At 38.5% G+C, this 20,787-nt stretch carries 15 protein-coding genes and 1 CRISPR repeat array; of the genes, 12 read left to right on the top strand and 3 right to left on the bottom strand.

Annotated features, from left to right (window positions below):
* Positions 1-54: 54 nt before the first annotated feature.
* Genes cas5c through cas2 form a run of 6 tightly spaced genes read left to right on the top strand, consistent with a single transcriptional unit; the run spans position 55 to position 5,497 of the window.
* Positions 55-768, top strand: a complete 714-nt coding sequence (cas5c, locus tag MHH64_RS18760; RefSeq protein WP_340002198.1) for a type I-C CRISPR-associated protein Cas5c — start codon at positions 55-57, stop codon at positions 766-768.
* A 1-nt stretch (position 769) separates the two neighbouring features.
* On the top strand, positions 770-2,668 hold the full coding sequence (gene cas8c / locus MHH64_RS18755) for a type I-C CRISPR-associated protein Cas8c/Csd1 (RefSeq protein ID WP_340002197.1): 1,899 nt from the start codon (positions 770-772) through the stop codon (positions 2,666-2,668).
* A complete protein-coding gene (gene cas7c / locus MHH64_RS18750; protein ID WP_340002196.1) occupies positions 2,665-3,522 on the top strand; it encodes a type I-C CRISPR-associated protein Cas7/Csd2 in 858 nt (285 codons plus the stop codon). Before cas8c ends, cas7c begins: the two co-directional genes overlap by 4 nt.
* On the top strand, positions 3,512-4,168 hold the full coding sequence (gene cas4 / locus MHH64_RS18745) for a CRISPR-associated protein Cas4 (RefSeq protein ID WP_340002195.1): 657 nt from the start codon (positions 3,512-3,514) through the stop codon (positions 4,166-4,168). The genes cas7c and cas4 overlap by 11 nt, the downstream gene beginning before the upstream one ends.
* On the top strand, positions 4,165-5,196 hold the full coding sequence (cas1c, locus tag MHH64_RS18740) for a type I-C CRISPR-associated endonuclease Cas1c (RefSeq protein ID WP_340002194.1): 1,032 nt from the start codon (positions 4,165-4,167) through the stop codon (positions 5,194-5,196). The genes cas4 and cas1c overlap by 4 nt, the downstream gene beginning before the upstream one ends.
* A 10-nt stretch (positions 5,197-5,206) precedes the next feature.
* Positions 5,207-5,497, top strand: a complete 291-nt coding sequence (gene cas2, locus MHH64_RS18735) for a CRISPR-associated endonuclease Cas2 (RefSeq protein ID WP_340002193.1) — start codon at positions 5,207-5,209, stop codon at positions 5,495-5,497.
* Between the two features lie 174 nt (positions 5,498-5,671).
* Positions 5,672-7,889: a CRISPR direct-repeat array (repeat unit 32 nt; unit sequence ATCGCACTCTACATGAGTGCGTGGATTGAAAT).
* Positions 7,890-8,001: 112 nt separating this feature from the next.
* On the opposite strand, the gene fdhA is transcribed toward cas2, so the two are convergent.
* Complete coding sequence (gene fdhA / locus MHH64_RS18730) at positions 8,002-9,252, bottom strand: formaldehyde dehydrogenase, glutathione-independent (RefSeq protein WP_340002192.1); 1,251 nt, start codon at positions 9,250-9,252, stop codon at positions 8,002-8,004.
* A 453-nt stretch (positions 9,253-9,705) separates the two neighbouring features.
* Here fdhA and MHH64_RS18725 point away from each other — a divergent pair, with 453 nt between their 5' ends.
* The 4 genes from MHH64_RS18725 to MHH64_RS18710 all read left to right on the top strand — a co-directional run bounded on the left by MHH64_RS18725 (position 9,706) and on the right by MHH64_RS18710 (position 16,020).
* On the top strand, positions 9,706-10,983 hold the full coding sequence (locus MHH64_RS18725; RefSeq protein ID WP_303447502.1) for an OFA family MFS transporter: 1,278 nt from the start codon (positions 9,706-9,708) through the stop codon (positions 10,981-10,983).
* Positions 10,984-11,024: 41 nt separating this feature from the next.
* Positions 11,025-13,376 (top strand): FdhF/YdeP family oxidoreductase, encoded by a 2,352-nt coding sequence (locus MHH64_RS18720; protein ID WP_340002191.1) that lies wholly within the window; start codon positions 11,025-11,027, stop codon positions 13,374-13,376.
* A 10-nt stretch (positions 13,377-13,386) separates the two neighbouring features.
* The gene (gene fdhD / locus MHH64_RS18715) at positions 13,387-14,193 is read left to right on the top strand and encodes a formate dehydrogenase accessory sulfurtransferase FdhD (RefSeq protein ID WP_340002190.1); all 807 of its coding nucleotides are present in this window, start codon (positions 13,387-13,389) and stop codon (positions 14,191-14,193) included.
* Positions 14,194-14,487: 294 nt separating this feature from the next.
* Positions 14,488-16,020: an AbgT family transporter gene (locus MHH64_RS18710; protein ID WP_303447505.1), complete on the top strand. Its 1,533-nt coding sequence runs from the start codon at positions 14,488-14,490 to the stop codon at positions 16,018-16,020.
* An 81-nt stretch (positions 16,021-16,101) separates the two neighbouring features.
* Here the strand turns inward: MHH64_RS18710 and MHH64_RS18705 are convergent, their stop codons facing one another.
* A complete protein-coding gene (locus tag MHH64_RS18705) occupies positions 16,102-17,328 on the bottom strand; it encodes an alanine--glyoxylate aminotransferase family protein (RefSeq protein WP_340002189.1) in 1,227 nt (408 codons plus the stop codon).
* 412 nt (positions 17,329-17,740) lie between these two features.
* Complete coding sequence (locus MHH64_RS18700) at positions 17,741-18,304, bottom strand: MerR family transcriptional regulator (protein WP_118889841.1); 564 nt, start codon at positions 18,302-18,304, stop codon at positions 17,741-17,743.
* 542 nt (positions 18,305-18,846) lie between these two features.
* Between MHH64_RS18700 and MHH64_RS18695 the strand changes: the two genes are divergently transcribed.
* Positions 18,847-20,319, top strand: coding sequence for a YdiU family protein (locus tag MHH64_RS18695; protein WP_340002188.1), 1,473 nt, complete (start codon positions 18,847-18,849; stop codon positions 20,317-20,319).
* A gap of 105 nt (positions 20,320-20,424) precedes the next feature.
* The gene (locus MHH64_RS18690) at positions 20,425-20,556 is read left to right on the top strand and encodes a hypothetical protein (RefSeq protein WP_262366397.1); all 132 of its coding nucleotides are present in this window, start codon (positions 20,425-20,427) and stop codon (positions 20,554-20,556) included.
* Positions 20,557-20,787 lie beyond the last annotated feature (231 nt).

The raw sequence follows: 20,787 nt of genomic DNA, 5'->3' as shown, positions 1-20,787 counted from the left end.
GCTAAAAAACTCCTCAAGGAGCATTCCTACAAAGGTTTTTAAGGAGGTGAAATCATGAAAAACGAAATCCAATTCGAGCTATTTGGCGACTATGCGCTTTTCACAGATCCACTTACCAAAATTGGTGGTGAGAAGCTATCTTACAGTATCCCAACATACCAAGCTCTTAAAGGAATAGTAGAGTCGATTTACTGGAAGCCAACGATCATGTTTATTATTGATGAACTTCGTGTTATGAAGCCAATTCAAATGGAATCAAAAGGTATTCGTCCCATTGAATATGGTGGTGGGAATACACTTGCAAATTATACGTATTTGAAGGATGTACACTACCAGGTGAAGGCGCACTTTGAGTTTAATTTTAACCGACCGGATATGGCTTTCGATCGTAATGAAGGAAAGCACTTCAGCATTCTTCAACGATCACTAAAAGCAGGTGGCCGTAGGGATATATTCCTTGGTACAAGAGAATGCCAGGGTTATGTGGAGCCTTGTGAGTTTGGAAGTGGAGAAGGATACTATGACAAGGTTGATGCAAACTATCCACTTGGAACAATGGTACATGGTTTTAATTATCCAGATGAGACAGGAAGGAATCAATTAGAGGTTAGGTTATGGCGCCCAGAAATGGAAAATGGATATATTAAATTTTTAAAACCAGAAGATTGTAAGATTACGAGACCAATTAAAGAGATGGAAGCAAAATTCTTTAACGAAGACAATGTTGAATCGGTGGAAACGTTATCTCGTTATTTAGGAGGTGAATAAGTTGAGTTGGTTACTTAATTTATATAAAACCTATGATGCAAATGAAGGTCAAGTTGGAAAAATAGTGAAAAAACGAAATGATCGGGAGTATACACTATTACCAATTTCTCATACAACACAGAACGCACATATTGAAGTTACAGTGGATGAAGATGGAGATTTTTTAGAAGCAATTGAACTTGAAAAAGAGAATACGATTATTCCCTGTACTGAAGAATCAGCTAGTCGTGCAGGATCAAAGGTTGCTCCATATCCATTGCATGATAAGTTAAGTTATGTTGCCGGTGATTTTGTGAAATATGGTGGCAAAATAAAAAACCAAGATGATCTTCCTTTTGATGCATATATTCAAAATTTGAAGGAATGGACTGACTCACCTTATGCTACATCAAAAGTAAAAAGTATATATGCGTATTTAAGTAAAGGTACCTTAATTGAAGATCTAGTAAAAAAAGATGTTCTCGTTTTGGATGAAAATGATCAATTAATTGATAAATGGAATAAGAATTATGAAAAAACGATTGGAGAAAAACCAAAAATTTTTTCGAGTGGTGCTACAGACCAGGCAAGTGCTTTTATTAGATTTAACGTTTATTCACCATCATCTACCGTTGAAGTGTGGAAAGATAAAGATATGTACCAATCCTTTATCGATTTCTATAATGAAAGATTAGGTGATGAGGATGTTGACTTTGTAACAGGAGAAACAGTTCCAAGTACGGAGCGACATGCCAATAAAATTCGTCATGCAGCAGATAAGGCAAAGTTGATTTCTGCTAATGATACTTCCGGTTTTACTTTTCGTGGAAAATTTAAGACGAGTAAAGAAGCTGCTGGCATTAGCTACGAAGTATCGCAAAAGGCCCATAATGCATTAAAATGGCTGATTCATCGTCAAGGAAAGACGATTGATAATCGTGTTTTCCTTATTTGGGGAAATGACAATGAAGATGTTCCTGATTTTGCTGAAGATGCATGGGATATTATGCAGCATGCGGATAAAACGGTAGAAGATGAGATTGATACAGACAAACTATATGCGGAAGAAGTGAAGAAGGCTATTGCTGGATATCGTAATGATCTTAAGTTGGAAGTGGAAGTTAACATACTTGTGCTTGATTCAGCAACAACAGGGAGAATGGCTGTTCTTTACTATCGAAACATGAATAAAAATCTATATCTAAATCGCTTGGAAGATTGGCATACACAGTGCGCTTGGGAACATCGATATCGCAGAAGTGAAGAACAATTTGTTAAATTTTATGGCGCTCCTGCTACAAAAGACATTGCCTTTGCAGCTTATGGATCTAGAGCAAGCGAAAAACTTGTAAAAGGATTAATGGAACGAATGCTGCCATGTATCATAGATGGCCGTATTGTTCCAAAAGATATTGTAAAAAGTGCTTTTCAACGTGCCTCCAATCCGGTTGCAATGGAACGGTGGGAGTGGGAGAAAACTCTAAGCATTACTTGTGCACTTATACGAAAAGTATTAATTGAGAAAAAGGAGGTATGGAATGTGCCGCTAGACAAAATTTCAAATGATCGTAGTTATTTGTTTGGTCGATTATTAGCAGTAGCTGATGTGTTGGAAAGAGGAGCACTTGGTAAAGAAGAAACAAGAGCAACAAATGCAATTCGCTATATGAATTCTTTTTCAAAGAATCCAAGTAGGACATGGAAGACACTACAAGAAAGTTTGCAGCCTTATCAAGCAAAACTAGGAACAAAAGCGACATATCTATCAAGAATGATTGATGAAATAAGTGATCAATTTAACATTGAGGACTTTAATAATAAACCTTTATCAGAAAAATATTTATTAGGTTTTTACAGTCAACGTCGAGAACTTTATAAGAAGAAAGAAACAACAAATGAAAGCGAGGAGACAAACGAATGAAGACACTTGACCACAAAATAGATTTTGCAGTAGTTTTATCTGTTTCTAAAGCCAATCCAAACGGGGACCCATTAAATGGAAACCGCCCACGTCAAAATTATGATGGGCATGGAGAAATCTCAGATGTTGCTATTAAACGAAAAATTCGTAATAGATTACAAGACATGGGAGAATCAATCTTTGTTCAATCGGATGATCGCAAGAACGATGGATATAAGAGTTTGAAAGAAAGAGCAGAATCTGATGAAACTCTGGCAAAAATGTTAAAAGATAAGAAAGCTTCAGGTGATGATTTCGCATCAATAGCTTGTGAAAAATGGATCGATGTTCGAGGGTTTGGACAGGTATTTGCATTCAAAGGATCTAATCTTTCTGTAGGTGTCCGTGGACCTGTATCTATTCAGACAGCAACAAGTGTCGATCCAATTGATATTACCAGTTTACAGATTACTAAAAGCGTAAACTCTGTTACTAGTGATTCTAGAAGCTCTGATACTATGGGAATGAAACACCGTGTAGATTTTGGAGTTTATGTGTTCAAAGGAAGTATTAATACACAACTTGCAGAAAAAACAGGTTTTACCAACGAAGATGCAGAGAAAATGAAGCAAGCTTTAATTACACTTTTTGAGAATGATAGTTCATCTGCACGACCTGATGGGAGTATGGAAGTTCATAAAGTATACTGGTGGGAGCATTCTTCAAAGCTTGGACAATATTCATCTGCAAAAGTACATCGTTCTTTAAAAATTGAGGCAAAAACAGATACTCCAGAAGTATTTAATGAAGAAAATTATACCGTTGAATTACACGAATTAGATGGACTAGCATTGGAAGTATTCGATGGGCAGTAGTGAAGACCAATATTTAATGCTGTCAGGTCTTCAGCATTTCCAGTTTTGCCGTCGTCAGTGGGCATTGATTCACATTGAACAACAATGGGAAGAGAATGTGAAAACGATTGAAGGACAACTTCTACATCAGAAAGCCGATCAGCCATTCATCCGTGAAAAGCGTGGTGAAAGGCTGATTGTAAGAGCGATGCCGATACAATCCCAACGTCTACAACTGAATGGAATTTGTGATGTTGTCGAATTTATTAAAAATCCTGATGGTGTAGAATTAGCTGGAATAGACGGTTCTTATTTAGCTTTTCCTGTTGAATATAAACGAGGAAAGCCGAAGAAGGGTGACGAAGATGTTATTCAACTAGCTGCTCAAGCAATGTGTTTGGAAGAAATGCTCCTTTGTGATGTGGATAAAGGATTTATTTTTTACAATGAAATTAAACATCGTGTGGAAATTCCTATAACTAAAACATTAAAAAATAAAGTAATCGAAATGGCAAAAGAAATGCATCATTACTACGAGAATCGATACACTCCTAAAGTTAAAACTGGACCACATTGTAAAAGTTGTTCATTACAGAATATTTGTTTACCTAAGCTTATGAACAAACGTACAGTAAAGAGTTATATTGAAGGGAAGTTGAATGAGTGAAAAAACTGCTTAACACGTTATTTGTTACCCAAACAGATGTTTATTTATCATTAGATGGCGATAACATCGTGTTGCTAAAAGAACAGGAACAACTCGGAAGGCTTCCTTTACATAACTTAGAAAGTATTGTAAGTTTTGGATATACAGGGGCAAGCCCAGCATTAATGGGATACTGTGCCGAACGCAATATTTCAATTGCATTTTTGACAAAGAATGGGCGATTTTTAGCTCGAGTAATTGGGCAAAGTCGTGGAAATGTCACATTAAGGAAGAAACAATATCGACTATCTGATGATGAGCATGTATCAGCGAAAATTGCACGAAATTTCATTATTGGTAAGATCTATAACAATAAATGGATACTAGAGAGAATGACAAGAAATTACCCTTTGCGGATTGATGTAGAAAAGTTTAAGGGCATATCTAAACACTTGACCTCGATTCTTCAGGAAGTAAAGAACTGTGAAGAATTAGATAGTCTACGTGGTTGGGAAGGCCAAGCGGCTATTAGTTATAATAGAGTCTTTGATTCTATGATTCTACAACAAAAAGAGGATTTCTATTTTCACCTGCGATCGAGAAGACCGCCAAAGGATAATGTAAATGCAATGCTTTCTTTTGCCTATACGCTTCTTGCAAATGATACAGCTGCAGCTCTAGAAACGGTCGGACTTGATGCTTATGTTGGTTTTATGCATCGAGATAGACCGGGACGCGTATCTCTTGCTCTAGATTTGATGGAAGAATTAAGAGGGGTTTTTGCGGATAAATTTGTATTATCTTTAATAAACCGTAAAGAACTTACAAAAGACGATTTTTATAGAAAAGAAAATGACGCTGTATTAATGACAGATGAAGCGAGAAAGACATTTTTGAAAGCATGGCAAGTGAAAAAACAAGAAAAAATTACACATCCTTTCTTAGGAGAAAAAATAGCATGGGGGCTTGTTCCATATGCACAAGCATTGCTTTTAGCCCGTTATTTACGCGGTGATCTTGATGAATATCCACCATTCTTATGGAAGTAGGTGAATTTTGATGCTTGTTTTAATCACGTATGATGTTAGTACATCGAGTGATGGTGGAACAAAAAGACTTAGAAAAGTTTCTAAAGCATGTCAAAATTATGGCCAAAGGGTACAGAACTCCGTCTTTGAATGTATAGTTGATGCAGCGCAATATACTTTACTAAAAATTGAATTAGAGCAAATTATTGATCCAGAAAAAGATAGTTTACGATTTTATAACTTAGGTAATAATCATAAAACAAAGATAGAACATATTGGTGTGAAAGAATCTATAGATTTAGAAGCGCCCTTATTGTTTTAGTTGAAGGTGCTAACCCCAAGCGCACATGAAATCTCTGTGGGGTTAGCACTAAAATTAGATCTATAATTAGAGGGGAATTGGAATATAAAACTTTCAAATAGGATTAAATAGTGGATTTTAGTCAAAATTTCCCGTTTTATGGAATGTAGGTTCTCTTTATTAGCAAAATTCGCTATCGCACTCTACATGAGTGCGTGGATTGAAATACCCCTTACACATCAACAAACGGAATATGCAATAGATCGCACTCTACATGAGTGCGTGGATTGAAATTGACGAGGTTTTTTGGTCATGGCTGTGTTTATATATCGCACTCTACATGAGTGCGTGGATTGAAATATTTTGCATGTAATGTTGTTTACTTCCCTTTTGTATCGCACTCTACATGAGTGCGTGGATTGAAATTAGCGATGTGTCCGCGACAATATTTGTCGATAACCATCGCACTCTACATGAGTGCGTGGATTGAAATTTTGTTGTTTGTCTGTGTTTATCATATTGTTCTAATCGCACTCTACATGAGTGCGTGGATTGAAATACCTGTTGTTTTCACAACATCAACCATATTCGTTATCGCACTCTACATGAGTGCGTGGATTGAAATACTAATTTCAGAGTTAACTTTTAACTCATTTCCAATCGCACTCTACATGAGTGCGTGGATTGAAATAATTTAAAAACCTCCCTTATGCTGCTATAAATCCATCGCACTCTACATGAGTGCGTGGATTGAAATTTGGTGGCTCTTATAGTTTTGTAGATCAAGTCTCATCGCACTCTACATGAGTGCGTGGATTGAAATATCAACATCTTGATTTATCTTTTTTCGATTTAAATCGCACTCTACATGAGTGCGTGGATTGAAATAACGCTCAAGTATTCAGTGATACAGAAAGAGGTAAGATCGCACTCTACATGAGTGCGTGGATTGAAATACAGAAAGCGCATGGAAACTATTTTACGTTAGAAGATCGCACTCTACATGAGTGCGTGGATTGAAATGATTTAGGGAACGAAGATGTTAAATTCATACACAATCGCACTCTACATGAGTGCGTGGATTGAAATACCACTCATGGCAAACATTGCAAATGGATCACTTATCGCACTCTACATGAGTGCGTGGATTGAAATACGCTTAAACTTTTGTGTAACGTCTCTGGCTGTTATCGCACTCTACATGAGTGCGTGGATTGAAATCAATAAAGTGTTGAGTCCACCTATGACCACTCCTATCGCACTCTACATGAGTGCGTGGATTGAAATTAAAAATATCGCATAATATCCACATACTGCAATTCATCGCACTCTACATGAGTGCGTGGATTGAAATTTCAAAATCATAGTTATCAAGCCCAACTCTTTTATCGCACTCTACATGAGTGCGTGGATTGAAATATCACAATATGCCAGATAAGATCGCCATTTCTTATCGCACTCTACATGAGTGCGTGGATTGAAATTGTGGAACTTAGTTTGGAACCAAGGGGAGACATGGATCGCACTCTACATGAGTGCGTGGATTGAAATCGTAGTTATCCGGAATCTTATGCAGTATTTTATATCGCACTCTACATGAGTGCGTGGATTGAAATGATAACTTCGCAGAGTGGCGGAGAAGGCGAGCTAAATCGCACTCTACATGAGTGCGTGGATTGAAATTCAAACTTACGGTGGCACGGAACCTTTATCGGAAAATCGCACTCTACATGAGTGCGTGGATTGAAATCGACATGCTCGACGGATTACTCGGAATGGTCGAAGATCGCACTCTACATGAGTGCGTGGATTGAAATGATAGATCCATGACCTAATCTTTCGGATACTACTATCGCACTCTACATGAGTGCGTGGATTGAAATATCTTGTTTGCTGTTAATTGTTGCTGGTTTCCCAATCGCACTCTACATGAGTGCGTGGATTGAAATATTTGGAACAGTTTTTAGTAATATGGCAGGTGGTATCGCACTCTACATGAGTGCGTGGATTGAAATCTTATCAAGGAGTGCTAAATGTCCGTTTTTATAATCGCACTCTACATGAGTGCGTGGATTGAAATCACTGCTGGATCTCCTTAATTGTATTGACACAGGAAGATCGCACTCTACATGAGTGCGTGGATTGAAATATTTCTTTAGCTGAAAACTGATAAACTTCGGATAATCGCACTCTACATGAGTGCGTGGATTGAAATTTTGAAGAATTTCAGTAATGCAAGCTTTGAAATTATCGCACTCTACATGAGTTCGTGGATTGAAATTTATGGGAATCACACCAGGTATCTCTTGTAAGAAATCGCACTCTACATAAGTGCGTGGATTGAAATAAGTAACTGTATGATTTCCTCCTTGCTAATAGAGATCGCACTCTACATGAGTGAATGAAAAAGAGATCATAAATCTATTAAATAAATGGAGAAAAAAAGCCCGAAGTTGGATAACTAGATTCAACTTCGGGCTAAAGTATGCTAGATTAGGTCTTTCACTTTCCTCTCAACCACTCAATCAACCATTAACCTGTTGCTCAGCAACTCCATAAGATTTCTGCTTAATCATACCATGTGGGTCGATAACGAATTTACGAGATACACCACCGTCAAATGCTCTATAACCATCTGGAGCTTCACCGATGGAAATAACCGTTGCATTAACCGCTTTGGCAATTTGTGCTCTGCCACTTAAAATAGCTTTCATTAAATCACGATTATATCGCATAACTGGAGTTTGTCCAGTTACAAATGTATGTGCCTTTGCAAATCCAAGTCCGAAGCGGATCTTTAATGTTCCTTCTTTTGCATCGTTATCAGCTGCCCCTGGATCCCCAGTTACATATAGTCCTGGAATTCCTAAGCGCCCTCCAGCTCTAGTTACACCCATAATTGAGTTTAATACAGTAGCAGGAGCTTCGCCGGCGTCTTTTCCGTGACCACTCGCTTCAAAGCCTACCGCATCAACTGCACAGTCTACTTCAGGCGTACCAAGAATTTGCTCGATTTGCTCACCGAGATCATCATGCTCACGTAAGTTTACGGTTTCACAGCCGAAGCTTCTTGCTTGTTCGAGTCGTTCTTCATTTAAATCGCCAACGATAACAGCCGAAGCGCCTAATAATTGTGCGGAGTGTGCAGCGGCTAAGCCTACAGGGCCTGCACCGGCAACATATACCGTTGATCCGGTTTTGACACCTGCACTAACTGCACCATGATATCCGGTAGGGAAAATATCGGATAGCATCGTTAAATCAAGAATCTTCTCTAATGCTTGATCGCGGTCAGGGAATTTTAATAATTGGAAATCCGCATAAGGGACCATAACATATTCTGATTGACCGCCGACCCAGCCGCCCATATCAACATAGCCATAAGCCGAACCAGGACGATCAGGGTTAACATTCGTACAAATATGTGTATCCTGCTGCTTACAATTTTGACAGCGTCCACAGGCAATGTTAAATGGAACAGATACGATGTCTCCTTTTTGGATAAATTCCACATCACTTCCAACCTCGATAACTTCACCTGTAATTTCATGCCCAAGAACTAAACCGCTTGGAGCCGTAGTACGACCTCTTACCATATGTTGGTCACTACCGCAGATATTAGTGGAAATTACCTTTAAAATGACCCCATGATTACATTTTCTTCCTACGTTTAAAGGATTAACTCCTGGGCCATCACGAAGTATTAGATCAGGATACCCAATATCCCGCACTTCTACTTCTCCAGCTTTAACATATACAACTGCTTTGTTACTCATACTACCACTCCTTATAAAATGATATTAGAGATGCTTGTCTATGAAAGCGCTTGATTCTAATGTTCAATATAACATCAAATCGTATTGGTTTCAATAATAATTGAAATATTTTAATTATTTTACATAGTCTTAAACTATTGTTCGATACAATCACACAGACTAATAGTTTTAGAACAAAAGACTTATTAATGTTGAAGAGTAGAATTTTCAAGTTATTGGGTAAATTAAATAAGAAGTTTCGTACCATATATATTTTCAAGGGCAAGTAATTGACTAAAATTTACTTACATGATAAATTTGGGTTAAAATTTCAAAAAATAAAATATATTAAAAATTAATCATGGCTTTCTATTTAGTTAGCCAGGCTAATAAGGTATATTATGTAAGCCTTTCCATGCAGTTGTTTTATAGTATTGGCAACCTTATATCATAATCATATTTAGGAGGATGTGTATGGGAAAAGTTAAAAATCGCTGGTTAATTGCTGCATCTGCAGTAGGGGTTCACATCTCAATTGGCTCTGCCTATGCTTGGAGTGTTTTTACTAACCCTATGGTGGCTCAATATGGATGGGAAACAACGGAAATATCGCTTGCTTTTAGTATTGCTATTTTTATGCTTGGTTTTTCTGCTGCCTTTATGGGAAGGTTTGTGGAAAAGCAAGGACCAAAGAAGTCTGCCATGCTTGCTGCGATATTTTTTAGTGTTGGTGTAGCTGGATCTGGATTAGCAACAGCTTTTGAGTCCTTATTTTTATTGTATGTATTTTATGGTGTAATTGGTGGAATCGGTTTAGGGATTGGTTATATTGCTCCTGTATCAACATTAGTAAAATGGTTTCCTGATCGCCGAGGCCTCGCTACTGGATTAGCAATTATGGGATTTGGTTTTGCAGCACTTTTAAGTGGACCAGCAGCTGCAGCTCTGATTGATATGGTCGGTATTTCCAATACTTTCTATGTGCTTGGTGCAGTTTATTTTATTGTGATGATACTTGCAGCACAATATTTATCTCCACCACCAGAGGGGTGGGCACCAAAGGGATTTAAAGAAAGCGGGCAAAATGGTGCGCGTAAAATTAAAGCGGATCTATCACAGCTGACAGCAAATGAGGCAATTAAAACACGTCGTTTCTGGATGCTTTGGTGCATGCTTTTCTTAAATGTTACTTGTGGAATTGCGGTGATTGCTGTAGCTTCGCCGATGGCACAGGATATAGCTGGGATGACACCGATAGCTGCAGCTGCAATGGTAGGAATAATGGGGTTATTTAATGGTGGTGGAAGACTGGGCTGGGCATCATTATCCGATTATATTGGAAGGCCGAATGTATATACGGCTTTTTTTGTCCTCCAAATTATCGCGTTTTTCATGCTGCCCTTCGCGTCGAATGGAATTGTTTTTCAAATCCTTATTTTTACGATATTAACTTGTTATGGTGGAGGGTTTGCATCAATACCAGCTTATATTGGTGATCTCTTTGGAACCAAACAGCTTGGAGCGATTCATGGATATATTTTAACTGCATGGGCGGTTGCTGGGGTAGTTGGTCCAATTCTACTATCCTTAATCTACGACTCTACGAATAGTTATAATTTAACGATGATGATTTTTGGTATCTTATTTATCATCGCATTTGCTATTTCTATCTGGATCCGGGCAGATATTAATCGTTTACGAAATGCACAACAAGCTACAAATCAAAAGCTTGGTGTAGCTGTAACAAAGTAAGCTGAATGTACATTAATAAAAGGAAACTGGAGGGATAAATGTTGGGAGAAACAAAGCACACAGGGCCTATCAAGCTACCGAAAAAGCCTGATCCAGCACTATGGGCAAGTAAGGTTCCGTTCGGTTTAGGAAAAATTAAGCCACATCATATCCGTGATACGATGAAGGTTGTTTGGGAGAATAAAGATAATTTACCATACGCTACGAGAATTCTTACACAAGGTGTATGTGACGGTTGCGCATTGGGTGTCTCTGGACTTTATGATCAAACATTAACAGGTCCGCATGTATGTACAACACGATTAAATGTCCTTCGTTTAAATACGATGTCTGCGATTGAAGAGCGTGTATTAAATATGGATATAGAAGATTTACGAAAAATGAGCAGTACGGAGTTGCGGAAGCTCGGTAGAATTCCTTATCCACTTATTCGTAAGGCAGGAGAGAGAAAGTTTAGTCGTATTTCTTGGAATGATGCGCTGGGTAAAATCGCGGCCAAAATGAAAGAGCTTGACCCGAAACGTTATGCATTTTATACAACTTCACGAGGGATTACGAATGAAGTTTACTATACGGTTGGCAAGGTTGCACGTTTCTTAGGTACAAATAATATCGACAATGCATCGAGAATCTGTCATTCTCCTTCGAAAACGGCACTAAATCGCTCGATCGGAGTCGGCGCATCTACTTGTAATTATAAGGATTGGATTGGAACGGATGTCCTGATTTTCTGGGGATCTGTTGCCGCAAACAATCAACCAGTTTCAACGAAGTATATGTATGCAGCAAAACGCAAAGGCACGAAAATCATTATTATTAATCCATACCATGAGCCAGCGATGGATAATTATTGGGTGCCATCGATTGCAGAGTCCGCATTATTTGGGACAAAAATAGCGGATGATGTGTACCAAGTGAATATTGGTGGTGACATTGCCTTTATGCATGGCATCATGAAGCATTGGTTTGAAATGGAAGAGATGGCGCATGGATCAGCAATCGATCATGATTTCGTTTCACAGCATGTAAATGGGCTTGAAGAATTACGAGAAAAGGTGACTGCTTATGATTGGGATCAGCTTGTTACATCATCAGGTATCCAGAAGCATCAGATGATTGAATTAGCTGAACTACTAGCGAAATCGAAATCTGCTGTCTTTGTATGGTCAATGGGTTTAACACAGCATCGATTTGGCACAGATAACATTTCCCAAGTTGCCAATCTTGCATTACTACGAGGCTTTTTAGGAAGAGAACATTGCGGGTTAATGCCAATCCGTGGTCATTCTGGTGTACAAGGTTCTGGAGAAATGGGGGCAGATCCGTTCGTTCTCCCTGGTGGCGGAATGGATGAAGGAAATAGAGAACGAGTAGAAAAGGTTTGGGGCTTTGATATTCCAGCGTGGCAAGGGGATATCGTTGGGGTATCGTTAGAAAATGCGCTCTTACCTGAGGAACATGAACGCAAATTAGATCTTTACTATTTATCTGGTGGTAATTTCTTAGAAACAATGCCAGATCCTGATTTTGTCAAGCAATGCTTGGAAAATATAGATATTCGTGTGCACCAGGATATTATTTTTAATACGTCAACATTTGCTGATGCGAGAGAAGCGGTGATTGTTTTGCCTGCGATGACAAGGTATGAGCAGCCTGGTGGTGGTACTTCTACCTCTACAGAACGAATGGTATATTTTTCACCGGAAATTAAGGGACCACGTATTGAGGAAGCGCGGATGGAATGGGAAATATATGTTGACCTTGCTAGACGGGTAAAACCAGATCAGCAGCATTTAATTGATTTTAATACAGCGGATGAAATACGTGCAGAAATTGCCAAGGCAGCACCAAACTATGACGGGATTCAGCATTTAGAAAATCGTGGTGATGTATTTCAATGGGGCGGGGCATGGCTTTGTGAAGATGGGTTATGTCCGACGCCAGATGGAAATGGAAATTTGATAACAGTAGAATTACCAGAGCTTCGCAAGCCTGAAGGCCATTTTTATGTCACGACTCGTCGTGGGAAACAGTTTAATTCGATGATCTATGGAGAAAAAGATCCGTTTAATGATGCAGATCGATATGATGTCTTAATGAATGAAGCAGATGGAGCGGAACTCGGCATAAAAGAAGGCGATGCAATTGTTGTATACAATCAGCATGGAACATTCCATGGCCGTGCAAAATTTGTAGCGGTCAAACGAGGAAATATTGAAGCACATTGGCCAGAAGGAAACATGCTTATTCCAAAGGGTGTTTATGAAGAATTTGCGGGAATTCCAGAATATAATGCAGCCGCAATCGTTGAAAAGGCGGAAACATATTTTGCTCAAAAAGATACAAAATATGTGGAAAAAAGAGTAGAAGAGCTTGAAGTAGATATTAGCTAGGGGGGCTAAGATGACTGATGTGAAAGAGGATGGCTGGGAAATAATCCGATTTAATGGGTATTCCCAGTCCATTTTACATGAAGAGGTTGCAATCGAAGCACCGCTCACGATTAGGATTAATGGAAGTGAATTTGCAACGATTGTATGTTCACCGTCCAATCAAAGTGATCTAGTCATCGGCTTTCTTGCCTCAGAAGGGGTAATTCGGTTTAAGGATGAAATAAGGCGAATCTCAATAGACGAGAAACTCGGCTTTGCTTATGTGGATCTGTATAAACAGATCGATCCTTCTCAAATTGACCACTCGAAACGCTTTATCGGTTCTTGCTGCGGGAAAAGCCGACAGTTTTATTTTAAAAGTGATGTAAAAACGGCCAAAACGATAACGAGCAAGCTATCAATAACAGTCGATCAATGCTTTCAGTTAATGAAAGAACTGCAAACGAATTCGGAGCAATTTATTCGTACAGGCGGTGTCCATAATGCAGCACTTGCTACTTGCGAAGGAATACTTACGATAAGAACCGATATCGGACGCCATAATGCATTGGATAAAATATATGGGCATATTATTCATGAAAAAATAAGAGTGGCAGATAAACTTATCGTTTTTAGTGGTCGGATTTCATCGGAAGTATTGCTGAAAATATCTAAAATAGGTGTTGGCATTCTCCTTTCTAAATCTGCACCGACAGATTTGGGATTGCAGCTAGCAGCTGATCTAGGCATTACGACGATTGGCTTTGCCAGAGGGAATAAAATGAATGTATATACACATCCAGAACGGATAATCAATACAGCAATGAAGGCACCATGAAAAGAGATTGTGAATCAGCACTCCATATAACCTATTTTGCATGTATAATAATAAAATACTGCTATTATTACAATTAGCCCCATGTGTTCAAAGAACACATGGGGCTAATTGTAATTGATATTATAGTTGATCTAAGATTTTAAATAACATATAAATTGGGAAATGATCTATTATTATTACTATTTTTAGAGCGGTTTAAATTAAGTCTATAAGTATGTATAATGGATGTCGTGACTAAATTTGGTTGTATTTTTCAGAAAATTATTCATTTAAATTTAATAGGAGGATTACTTTATGGCAAAAGGAAAGAAGGGATTTTTTCAGCGTTTCTTGGATTTTGTTGAAGCATCTGGAAATAAACTTCCGCATCCAGTAACATTATTTGCTATTTTAGCTCTGATTGTATTACTGTTATCAGCAGCCTTCCAACCGTTGGGAATAAGTGTAGAACATCCTGGAGAAGAAGGATCAACTGTTGAAATCAAGAATTTACTAAGTGCGGAAGGCATCCAGTATATATTTTCAAGTTTGACAGATAACTTTATTGGTTTCGCTCCACTAGGTGTTGTTCTCGTAACGATGCTTGGTATCGGTGTTGCCGAACGGACAGGCTTGATAAGTGCATTATTACGTGGATTTGTATTATCCGTACCAAAGCGGTTTATTACACTGGGGTTAGTTTTTGCCGGTATCATGTCAAGTGTAGCCTCTGATGCTGGCTATGTTGTACTGCCACCACTTGGTGCAATGATTTTTGCGGCACTTGGCAGACATCCGCTAGCTGGACTTGCAGCAGCATTTGCTGGTGTTTCAGGTGGATTTAGTGCGAATCTATTATTATCAGGTACGGACGTACTGCTTGGAGAGTTGACGATTGCTGGAGCAGCAATAATTGACCCGGCGTATGCAGAAACCATGAATATTGCAATGAATTGGTTTTTCATCGCAGCATCTGTATTTGTGTTGACGTTTATCGGAGCTTGGGTAACCGAGCGAATTGTTGAACCTCGACTTGGAGCATATAATGGGGATCAGAAGGAAAAACTGGACGGGCTTCAATCGATTGAGAAGAAAGGACTTATCTGGTCTGGTGTTGCGGTGTTTGTCGCTTTAGTACTGGCATTACTGCTTGTGTTGCCGCCAAATGCGCCATTGCGTGGCACAGAAGGAGATTTGATGGCACAAATTATCCAATCACCATTTATGAGTTCATTAGTTCCAATTATCGCGATTCTATTTTTTGTTCCTGGACTTGTTTATGGTATTGTTACGAAATCAATTCGAAACGATAAAGATGTTGCAGCGCAAATGTCCGATACGATGGCTTCCATGGGAATGTTTATTGTACTGGCCTTTACTGCAGGTCAATTTGTTGCATTCTTTAACGAGTCGAATATGGGACTAGTTCTCGGAGTATACGGCGCAGAATTTTTGGATAGTGTTAACCTAACTGGAATACCATTAATTGTTACATTTATTCTCATCACAGCGGTCATAAACATATTTATTGGAAGTGCCACTGCAAAATGGGCAATGATGGCTCCAATCTTTGTGCCAATTATGATGCAGATGGGCTATTCCCCGGAACTGACACAAATGGCATACCGGATTGCAGATTCGTCAACAAACATTATTTCACCGTTAATGACGTACTTTGCAATAATTATTGCATTTGCCCAGAAGTATGATAAGAAAATGGGGATTGGGACATTAGTATCGGTTATGGTACCATACTCTATGTTCTTCTTAATTGGCTGGACAATCATGCTAATTATATGGTTCCTGTTCGGAATTCCGCTTGGACCTGGTGGACCGCTTCACTATTAATGAATATTGAAAAGCATCGCCCTTTGTAGCGATGCTTTTGTTTTATGCAGAAAATTATACTATTTCATCTTCCGCTTATTTTTAGTTGTTATTGTAAACATCCAATGCTGCCTGCAACGCTTTACCAACCTGAATAGGAGCATCGTGACGGATCAATACTGCTTCTAATCCTGCTAATGCAAACAGAACATTTTCTTTCCGGCAGCTATAACCCATTGTGCCAATTCGCCAGATTTTCCCTTGTAGAGGACCAAATGAACTTGCAATTTCAATTGTAAATTCTTCAAGCAGCATTTTCCGTACGGATTCACCATCAATTCCTTCTGGTATTGTGACACAGGTAACTACGGGGAGTTTGGAGTCAATATTCCCATATATATCTAATCCCATTGCTTCAATACCAGCTATTAGAGCCTGTTCGTGATGCTTGTGACGAGCAAAACGTTCTTCTAATCCTTCTTCAAGTACAATCCGAAGTCCTTCATGAAGAGCATAAATCATAGAAGTTGCTTCTGTATGGTGATTTAAGCGTCTCGGACCCCAGTAATCTTGAAGCATACTGACGTCAAAGTAATTGCTTTTTATAAAAGGATTGCTTCCAAGATTTTGTCTGTCATCTTCTGTTTCAATCCCTTTTTCAACTTTCTTTCTGGCTTGAATTACTTTTTCAATTCTATCATTATACGTAATTGGTGCCATCCCAGACGGAACAGATAAGCATTTTTGTGTACCGCCAACGATACCATCAATAAACCATTCATCTACTTTTACAGGAGTACCCCCGATGGATGCAACAGCATCAACAACAAACAGTATATCTTGTTCTCTGCAAGCTTTCCCAATTTCTTCTAAAGGCTGCATTTGACCTGTTGATGTTTCACCATGCACGATTGCTGTAATTTTCGGGTTTACTTTTTTCATTTCTTTGATTACTGCTTCTGGGTCAAAAACTTCTCCCCATTCACATTCCATCGTGTGAACCTCTGCACCGTATCGTTCGCAAATCTCATTTAATAAATAACCAAATCTTCCATATATCGGAATGAAAACTTTATCTCCTGGTTCAATAATACTGCAAAGCAGCGCTTCAGCACCTGATCTTGACGTTCCATCAATCGGGAAAGCCCATTTATTTTTTGTCTGAAAAAGTTCTCGAAGCATGTTCATTACACGATCCATGATTTCAGTAAAAGCTGGATCAAACTGACCTAGTATAGGAGTAGCCATTGCCCGAAGCACACGTGGCTCAGCTTCTACCGGTCCTGGAGTCATAATCGTTCTAGCTGGTGTGTTTAGTTCTGTGTACATAGTTGAATTTCTCCTTTTTATCGATTAATTTATAAAAGATTCAGTTTTTATAAATTTACTGGATATATTAACTAGACTAACTAGTGTGGAATGGAGGATGTAAAATATGAAATGTTAAGCTATTGTTTAAATTAATTAACGATTCTAATATTGTACTAAAAATTTGATGATATATCATTAAGCATTCTGCACTATTTATTATGTTTAATTTTGTGCAAAACGAACAACTTCTATTATTTGATTAAGGGAAAGATATATTTTGATGCCTGTAAAAGAGAAGAATAAAAAACCATCCATGTGGTGCTTCCTTGGATGGTTTATGTAAAAGTTAGCGGAAGATAGGTTCAAAGGTTGTAAGAGAAGATGAATGCAACAGATTGATTAGAGCTGGCTAGTCCAATTAGTGGTTAATTCACCTATTAAATACAATGGAAAAAAAACCTCCACGCTGTTTCTCTTTTTTCTTCTTATCTTGCATATCACGCATCGTTTCTAGCAAGCGAAAGTCTCGGGTTCGAATATTTTCCTCTACATTGTTTTGTCGATCTAGCAGCTCCATTAGTTCGTGATAGTATGTGGTCTGCTGCTGTCGTAACTCCTGCAGTTCTTTCATGATTGCTTTGTTAAGCTGTCGCTGTTCATCCAGTGCAACAGCTAATTGTTTTAACCCTTCGTAAACTTGTGGCTGAAAAGATGGAATGTTTGCAGTTGTATTGTCCGAAGTGGTTGCACTGTTTTCTATTAATGCTTGTTCGATAATGCTAATTGGTTCGTTTGCTTCTTTCAGATGGGCGATTAATTGAAAAAGTGCTAATGCGCTAGCTTCATATCTTGTAGTTCTTCCTTGAGTACCCTGAACAGTCGGAAGGTATGGTTTAAATTGATTTCGCCATTCTTGTACGGTTGTCCGTGGACGGCCGAGTTGTTTTGCAATCTCAGTTAAACTGTAGCTGTGTTGGAAGTTTTCAGTAGCCATATTGCACTCTCCCTTTTGTATTTTGGTCAATAATTGAAGTCGTTAAATAACAGCTTATCTAGTTTGGCTATACTTACTAATTGAGAAAACGAAACTACTGTCAATTAATTGCTGCTAAACAATAACTTCATTTAGAATAGATGTAATCCAGTTTAAATATAGAATCCCCAAGGATACATTGTTTTACAAGAATCTAATATCGCTGAAACTGTTTTATTAGTATATGTTGCAGGGAAATATGAATGGGAGACAATTTTTTTTAAAAAAAATATTATCACGTTGTGTAAAATAGTTGAATTGTAGATTGCTATATCCTATTCTAGCGCATTGCTGTTTAGATAGCTGTCGGATTATAAGTGCAAACATGTACAAGTTTTAGCGAATGCACGCTGATTTTGATAGATTTCGTATGGCCTGGAATTATAAATTGTAGGAAATTCGAGTTGAGTTAGAAATTTAGGTTGCTAATTGAATGGATAATCAAATGGCAAAACGAAAACGCTATAAACAAATTTAAAACTTACGAAGGGAAGGGTGCTATCATGCGAAAAGAGAATGGAAATGATGCTGGCTGGAATTTAGAGAATAGCTATTCTCGTTTACCAAATTTATTTTATACAAATCTAAATCCAACTCCTGTCCAGCTACCAGGATTAGTAATTTTTAATAAGAAGTTAGGCACTTCACTTGGACTAAACATCGAGGAGTTAATCAGTGAAACTGGTGTTGAACTGTTGGCTGGTAATCGAATTCCAAAAGGAGCTAATCCGCTTGCGCAAAGCTATGCGGGACATCAGTTTGGGCATTTTACCATGCTTGGAGATGGGAGAGCAATATTATTAGGAGAGCAGGTAACTCCTGATAAAGAACGTTTTGATATTCAGCTGAAGGGGGCGGGAAGGACTCCGTATTCTAGGGGCGGTGATGGCCGTGCTGCACTTGGACCGATGTTAAGAGAATATATCATTAGTGAGGCGATGCATGCACTTGGCATCCCTACATCTCGTAGCTTGGCAGTTGTAACCACTGGGGAATTTATAATGCGTGAAACTGAACTGCCTGGTGCGATTTTAACCCGTGTTGCTGACAGTCACCTTCGTGTCGGAACTTTTGAGTATGCTGCAAATTGGGGATCGACGGAGGAACTGCGGGCTTTAGCTGATTATGCATTAGAGCGACATTTCTCAGGTGGTGATTTTGGAGAGAATCGTTATCTATACCTGCTTCAGGAAGTAATAAGGCGTCAAGCTATTCTTGTAGCCAAATGGCAACTGGCAGGTTTTATTCATGGTGTAATGAACACCGACAATATGACGATCAGCGGTGAAACGATTGATTACGGTCCTTGTGCATTTATGGATACGTACCATCAGAAAACGGTTTTTAGCTCTATTGATATTAACGGGCGTTACGCTTATGGCAATCAGCCGCAAATAGCTGGCTGGAATCTCGCGCGATTTGCGGAAAGTTTGCTGCCATTACTGCATGAAGAAGACGAACAAGCATTGGAGCTTGCACAGGAAGCTGTATCTGGTTTCTCGAATTTGTTTCGTTTTCACTGGATGAAGGGAATGCGAGCAAAATTGGGTATATTTAATGAAGAGCAAGAGGATGTAGCTCTTGTTGAAGACCTTCTTCGTATGATGCAGAAGCACCGAGCGGATTATACGAATACATTTTTGGCACTAACTTTTAATTGGCAGAAGAATTTTGAACTAGCTGATACTCCGGGATTTACGGAATGGTATCAGTCATGGCTGGAAAGATTAGATAGGCAGGAAGATTCAAAAGCTTCATCACATCAATTAATGCGGGATAGTAATCCTGCAGTAATCCCACGGAATCATCAAGTGGAAGCAGCGCTTTCTGCCGCAGTCGAAGAGGGAAATTATCATGTGTTGAAGAAGTTACTACATGTTCTAGCTGATCCTTACGCACATACGGACGAGCAATCTGAGTTTACAAGACCGCCTGTGAAAACTGAAACACCTTACCGAACCTACTGTGGTACCTGAATTTAAGTAAATGGGCCAAATATTTTTAATGAAGCATGCACACTTTCGAACTCCCAGCATATATTGATTTCGGTGTGATAAATTTATAGGAAAGGAAGAGGAACAATGGATAAAAGCTTAATCATGCAGTTGAAAAATGTGGACTCAGTTGATAGCGGATATAAAGTCATTGAAGTAAATTTATCTGACTCAACAGAAAGCCTATACGCAGTTTGTACGCCGATAAAAAAACAATAGGATAGGGTTTATTGTTAAAACCATCTCATTTGTACGTTACATACATGGGATGGTTTTTTATTGTTTTTACATTAAAAGAATATATGTGGCTGTATTTCACAGAATAGATGTCATGTGGTTTATGATACGAATAAACATTCAACAAAGTTTATCTTAAGGAAACTTTGTTGAATGGAGGAAATAAAAGAAGCCTCCTTGCGTTTATTGTAGTATAATGATTACTGAAATTTG

This window comes from Oceanobacillus sp. FSL K6-0127, assembly GCF_037983385.1.
Lineage (GTDB): Bacteria > Bacillota > Bacilli > Bacillales > Amphibacillaceae > Oceanobacillus > Oceanobacillus profundus.
This window is presented reverse-complemented; position numbering and strand designations above follow the sequence as displayed.

Coding starts and splice junctions, on each gene's coding strand:
- cas2 (WP_340002193.1), top strand. CDS start 5,207: ATGCTTGTTTTAATCACGTATGATGTTAGTACATCGAGTGATGGTGGA.
- cas4 (WP_340002195.1), top strand. CDS start 3,512: ATGGGCAGTAGTGAAGACCAATATTTAATGCTGTCAGGTCTTCAGCAT.
- MHH64_RS18705 (WP_340002189.1), bottom strand. CDS start 17,328: ATGTACACAGAACTAAACACACCAGCTAGAACGATTATGACTCCAGGA.
- cas5c (WP_340002198.1), top strand. CDS start 55: ATGAAAAACGAAATCCAATTCGAGCTATTTGGCGACTATGCGCTTTTC.
- cas7c (WP_340002196.1), top strand. CDS start 2,665: ATGAAGACACTTGACCACAAAATAGATTTTGCAGTAGTTTTATCTGTT.
- fdhD (WP_340002190.1), top strand. CDS start 13,387: ATGACTGATGTGAAAGAGGATGGCTGGGAAATAATCCGATTTAATGGG.
- MHH64_RS18690 (WP_262366397.1), top strand. CDS start 20,425: ATGGATAAAAGCTTAATCATGCAGTTGAAAAATGTGGACTCAGTTGAT.
- MHH64_RS18695 (WP_340002188.1), top strand. CDS start 18,847: ATGCGAAAAGAGAATGGAAATGATGCTGGCTGGAATTTAGAGAATAGC.
- fdhA (WP_340002192.1), bottom strand. CDS start 9,252: ATGAGTAACAAAGCAGTTGTATATGTTAAAGCTGGAGAAGTAGAAGTG.
- MHH64_RS18700 (WP_118889841.1), bottom strand. CDS start 18,304: ATGGCTACTGAAAACTTCCAACACAGCTACAGTTTAACTGAGATTGCA.
- MHH64_RS18725 (WP_303447502.1), top strand. CDS start 9,706: ATGGGAAAAGTTAAAAATCGCTGGTTAATTGCTGCATCTGCAGTAGGG.
- MHH64_RS18710 (WP_303447505.1), top strand. CDS start 14,488: ATGGCAAAAGGAAAGAAGGGATTTTTTCAGCGTTTCTTGGATTTTGTT.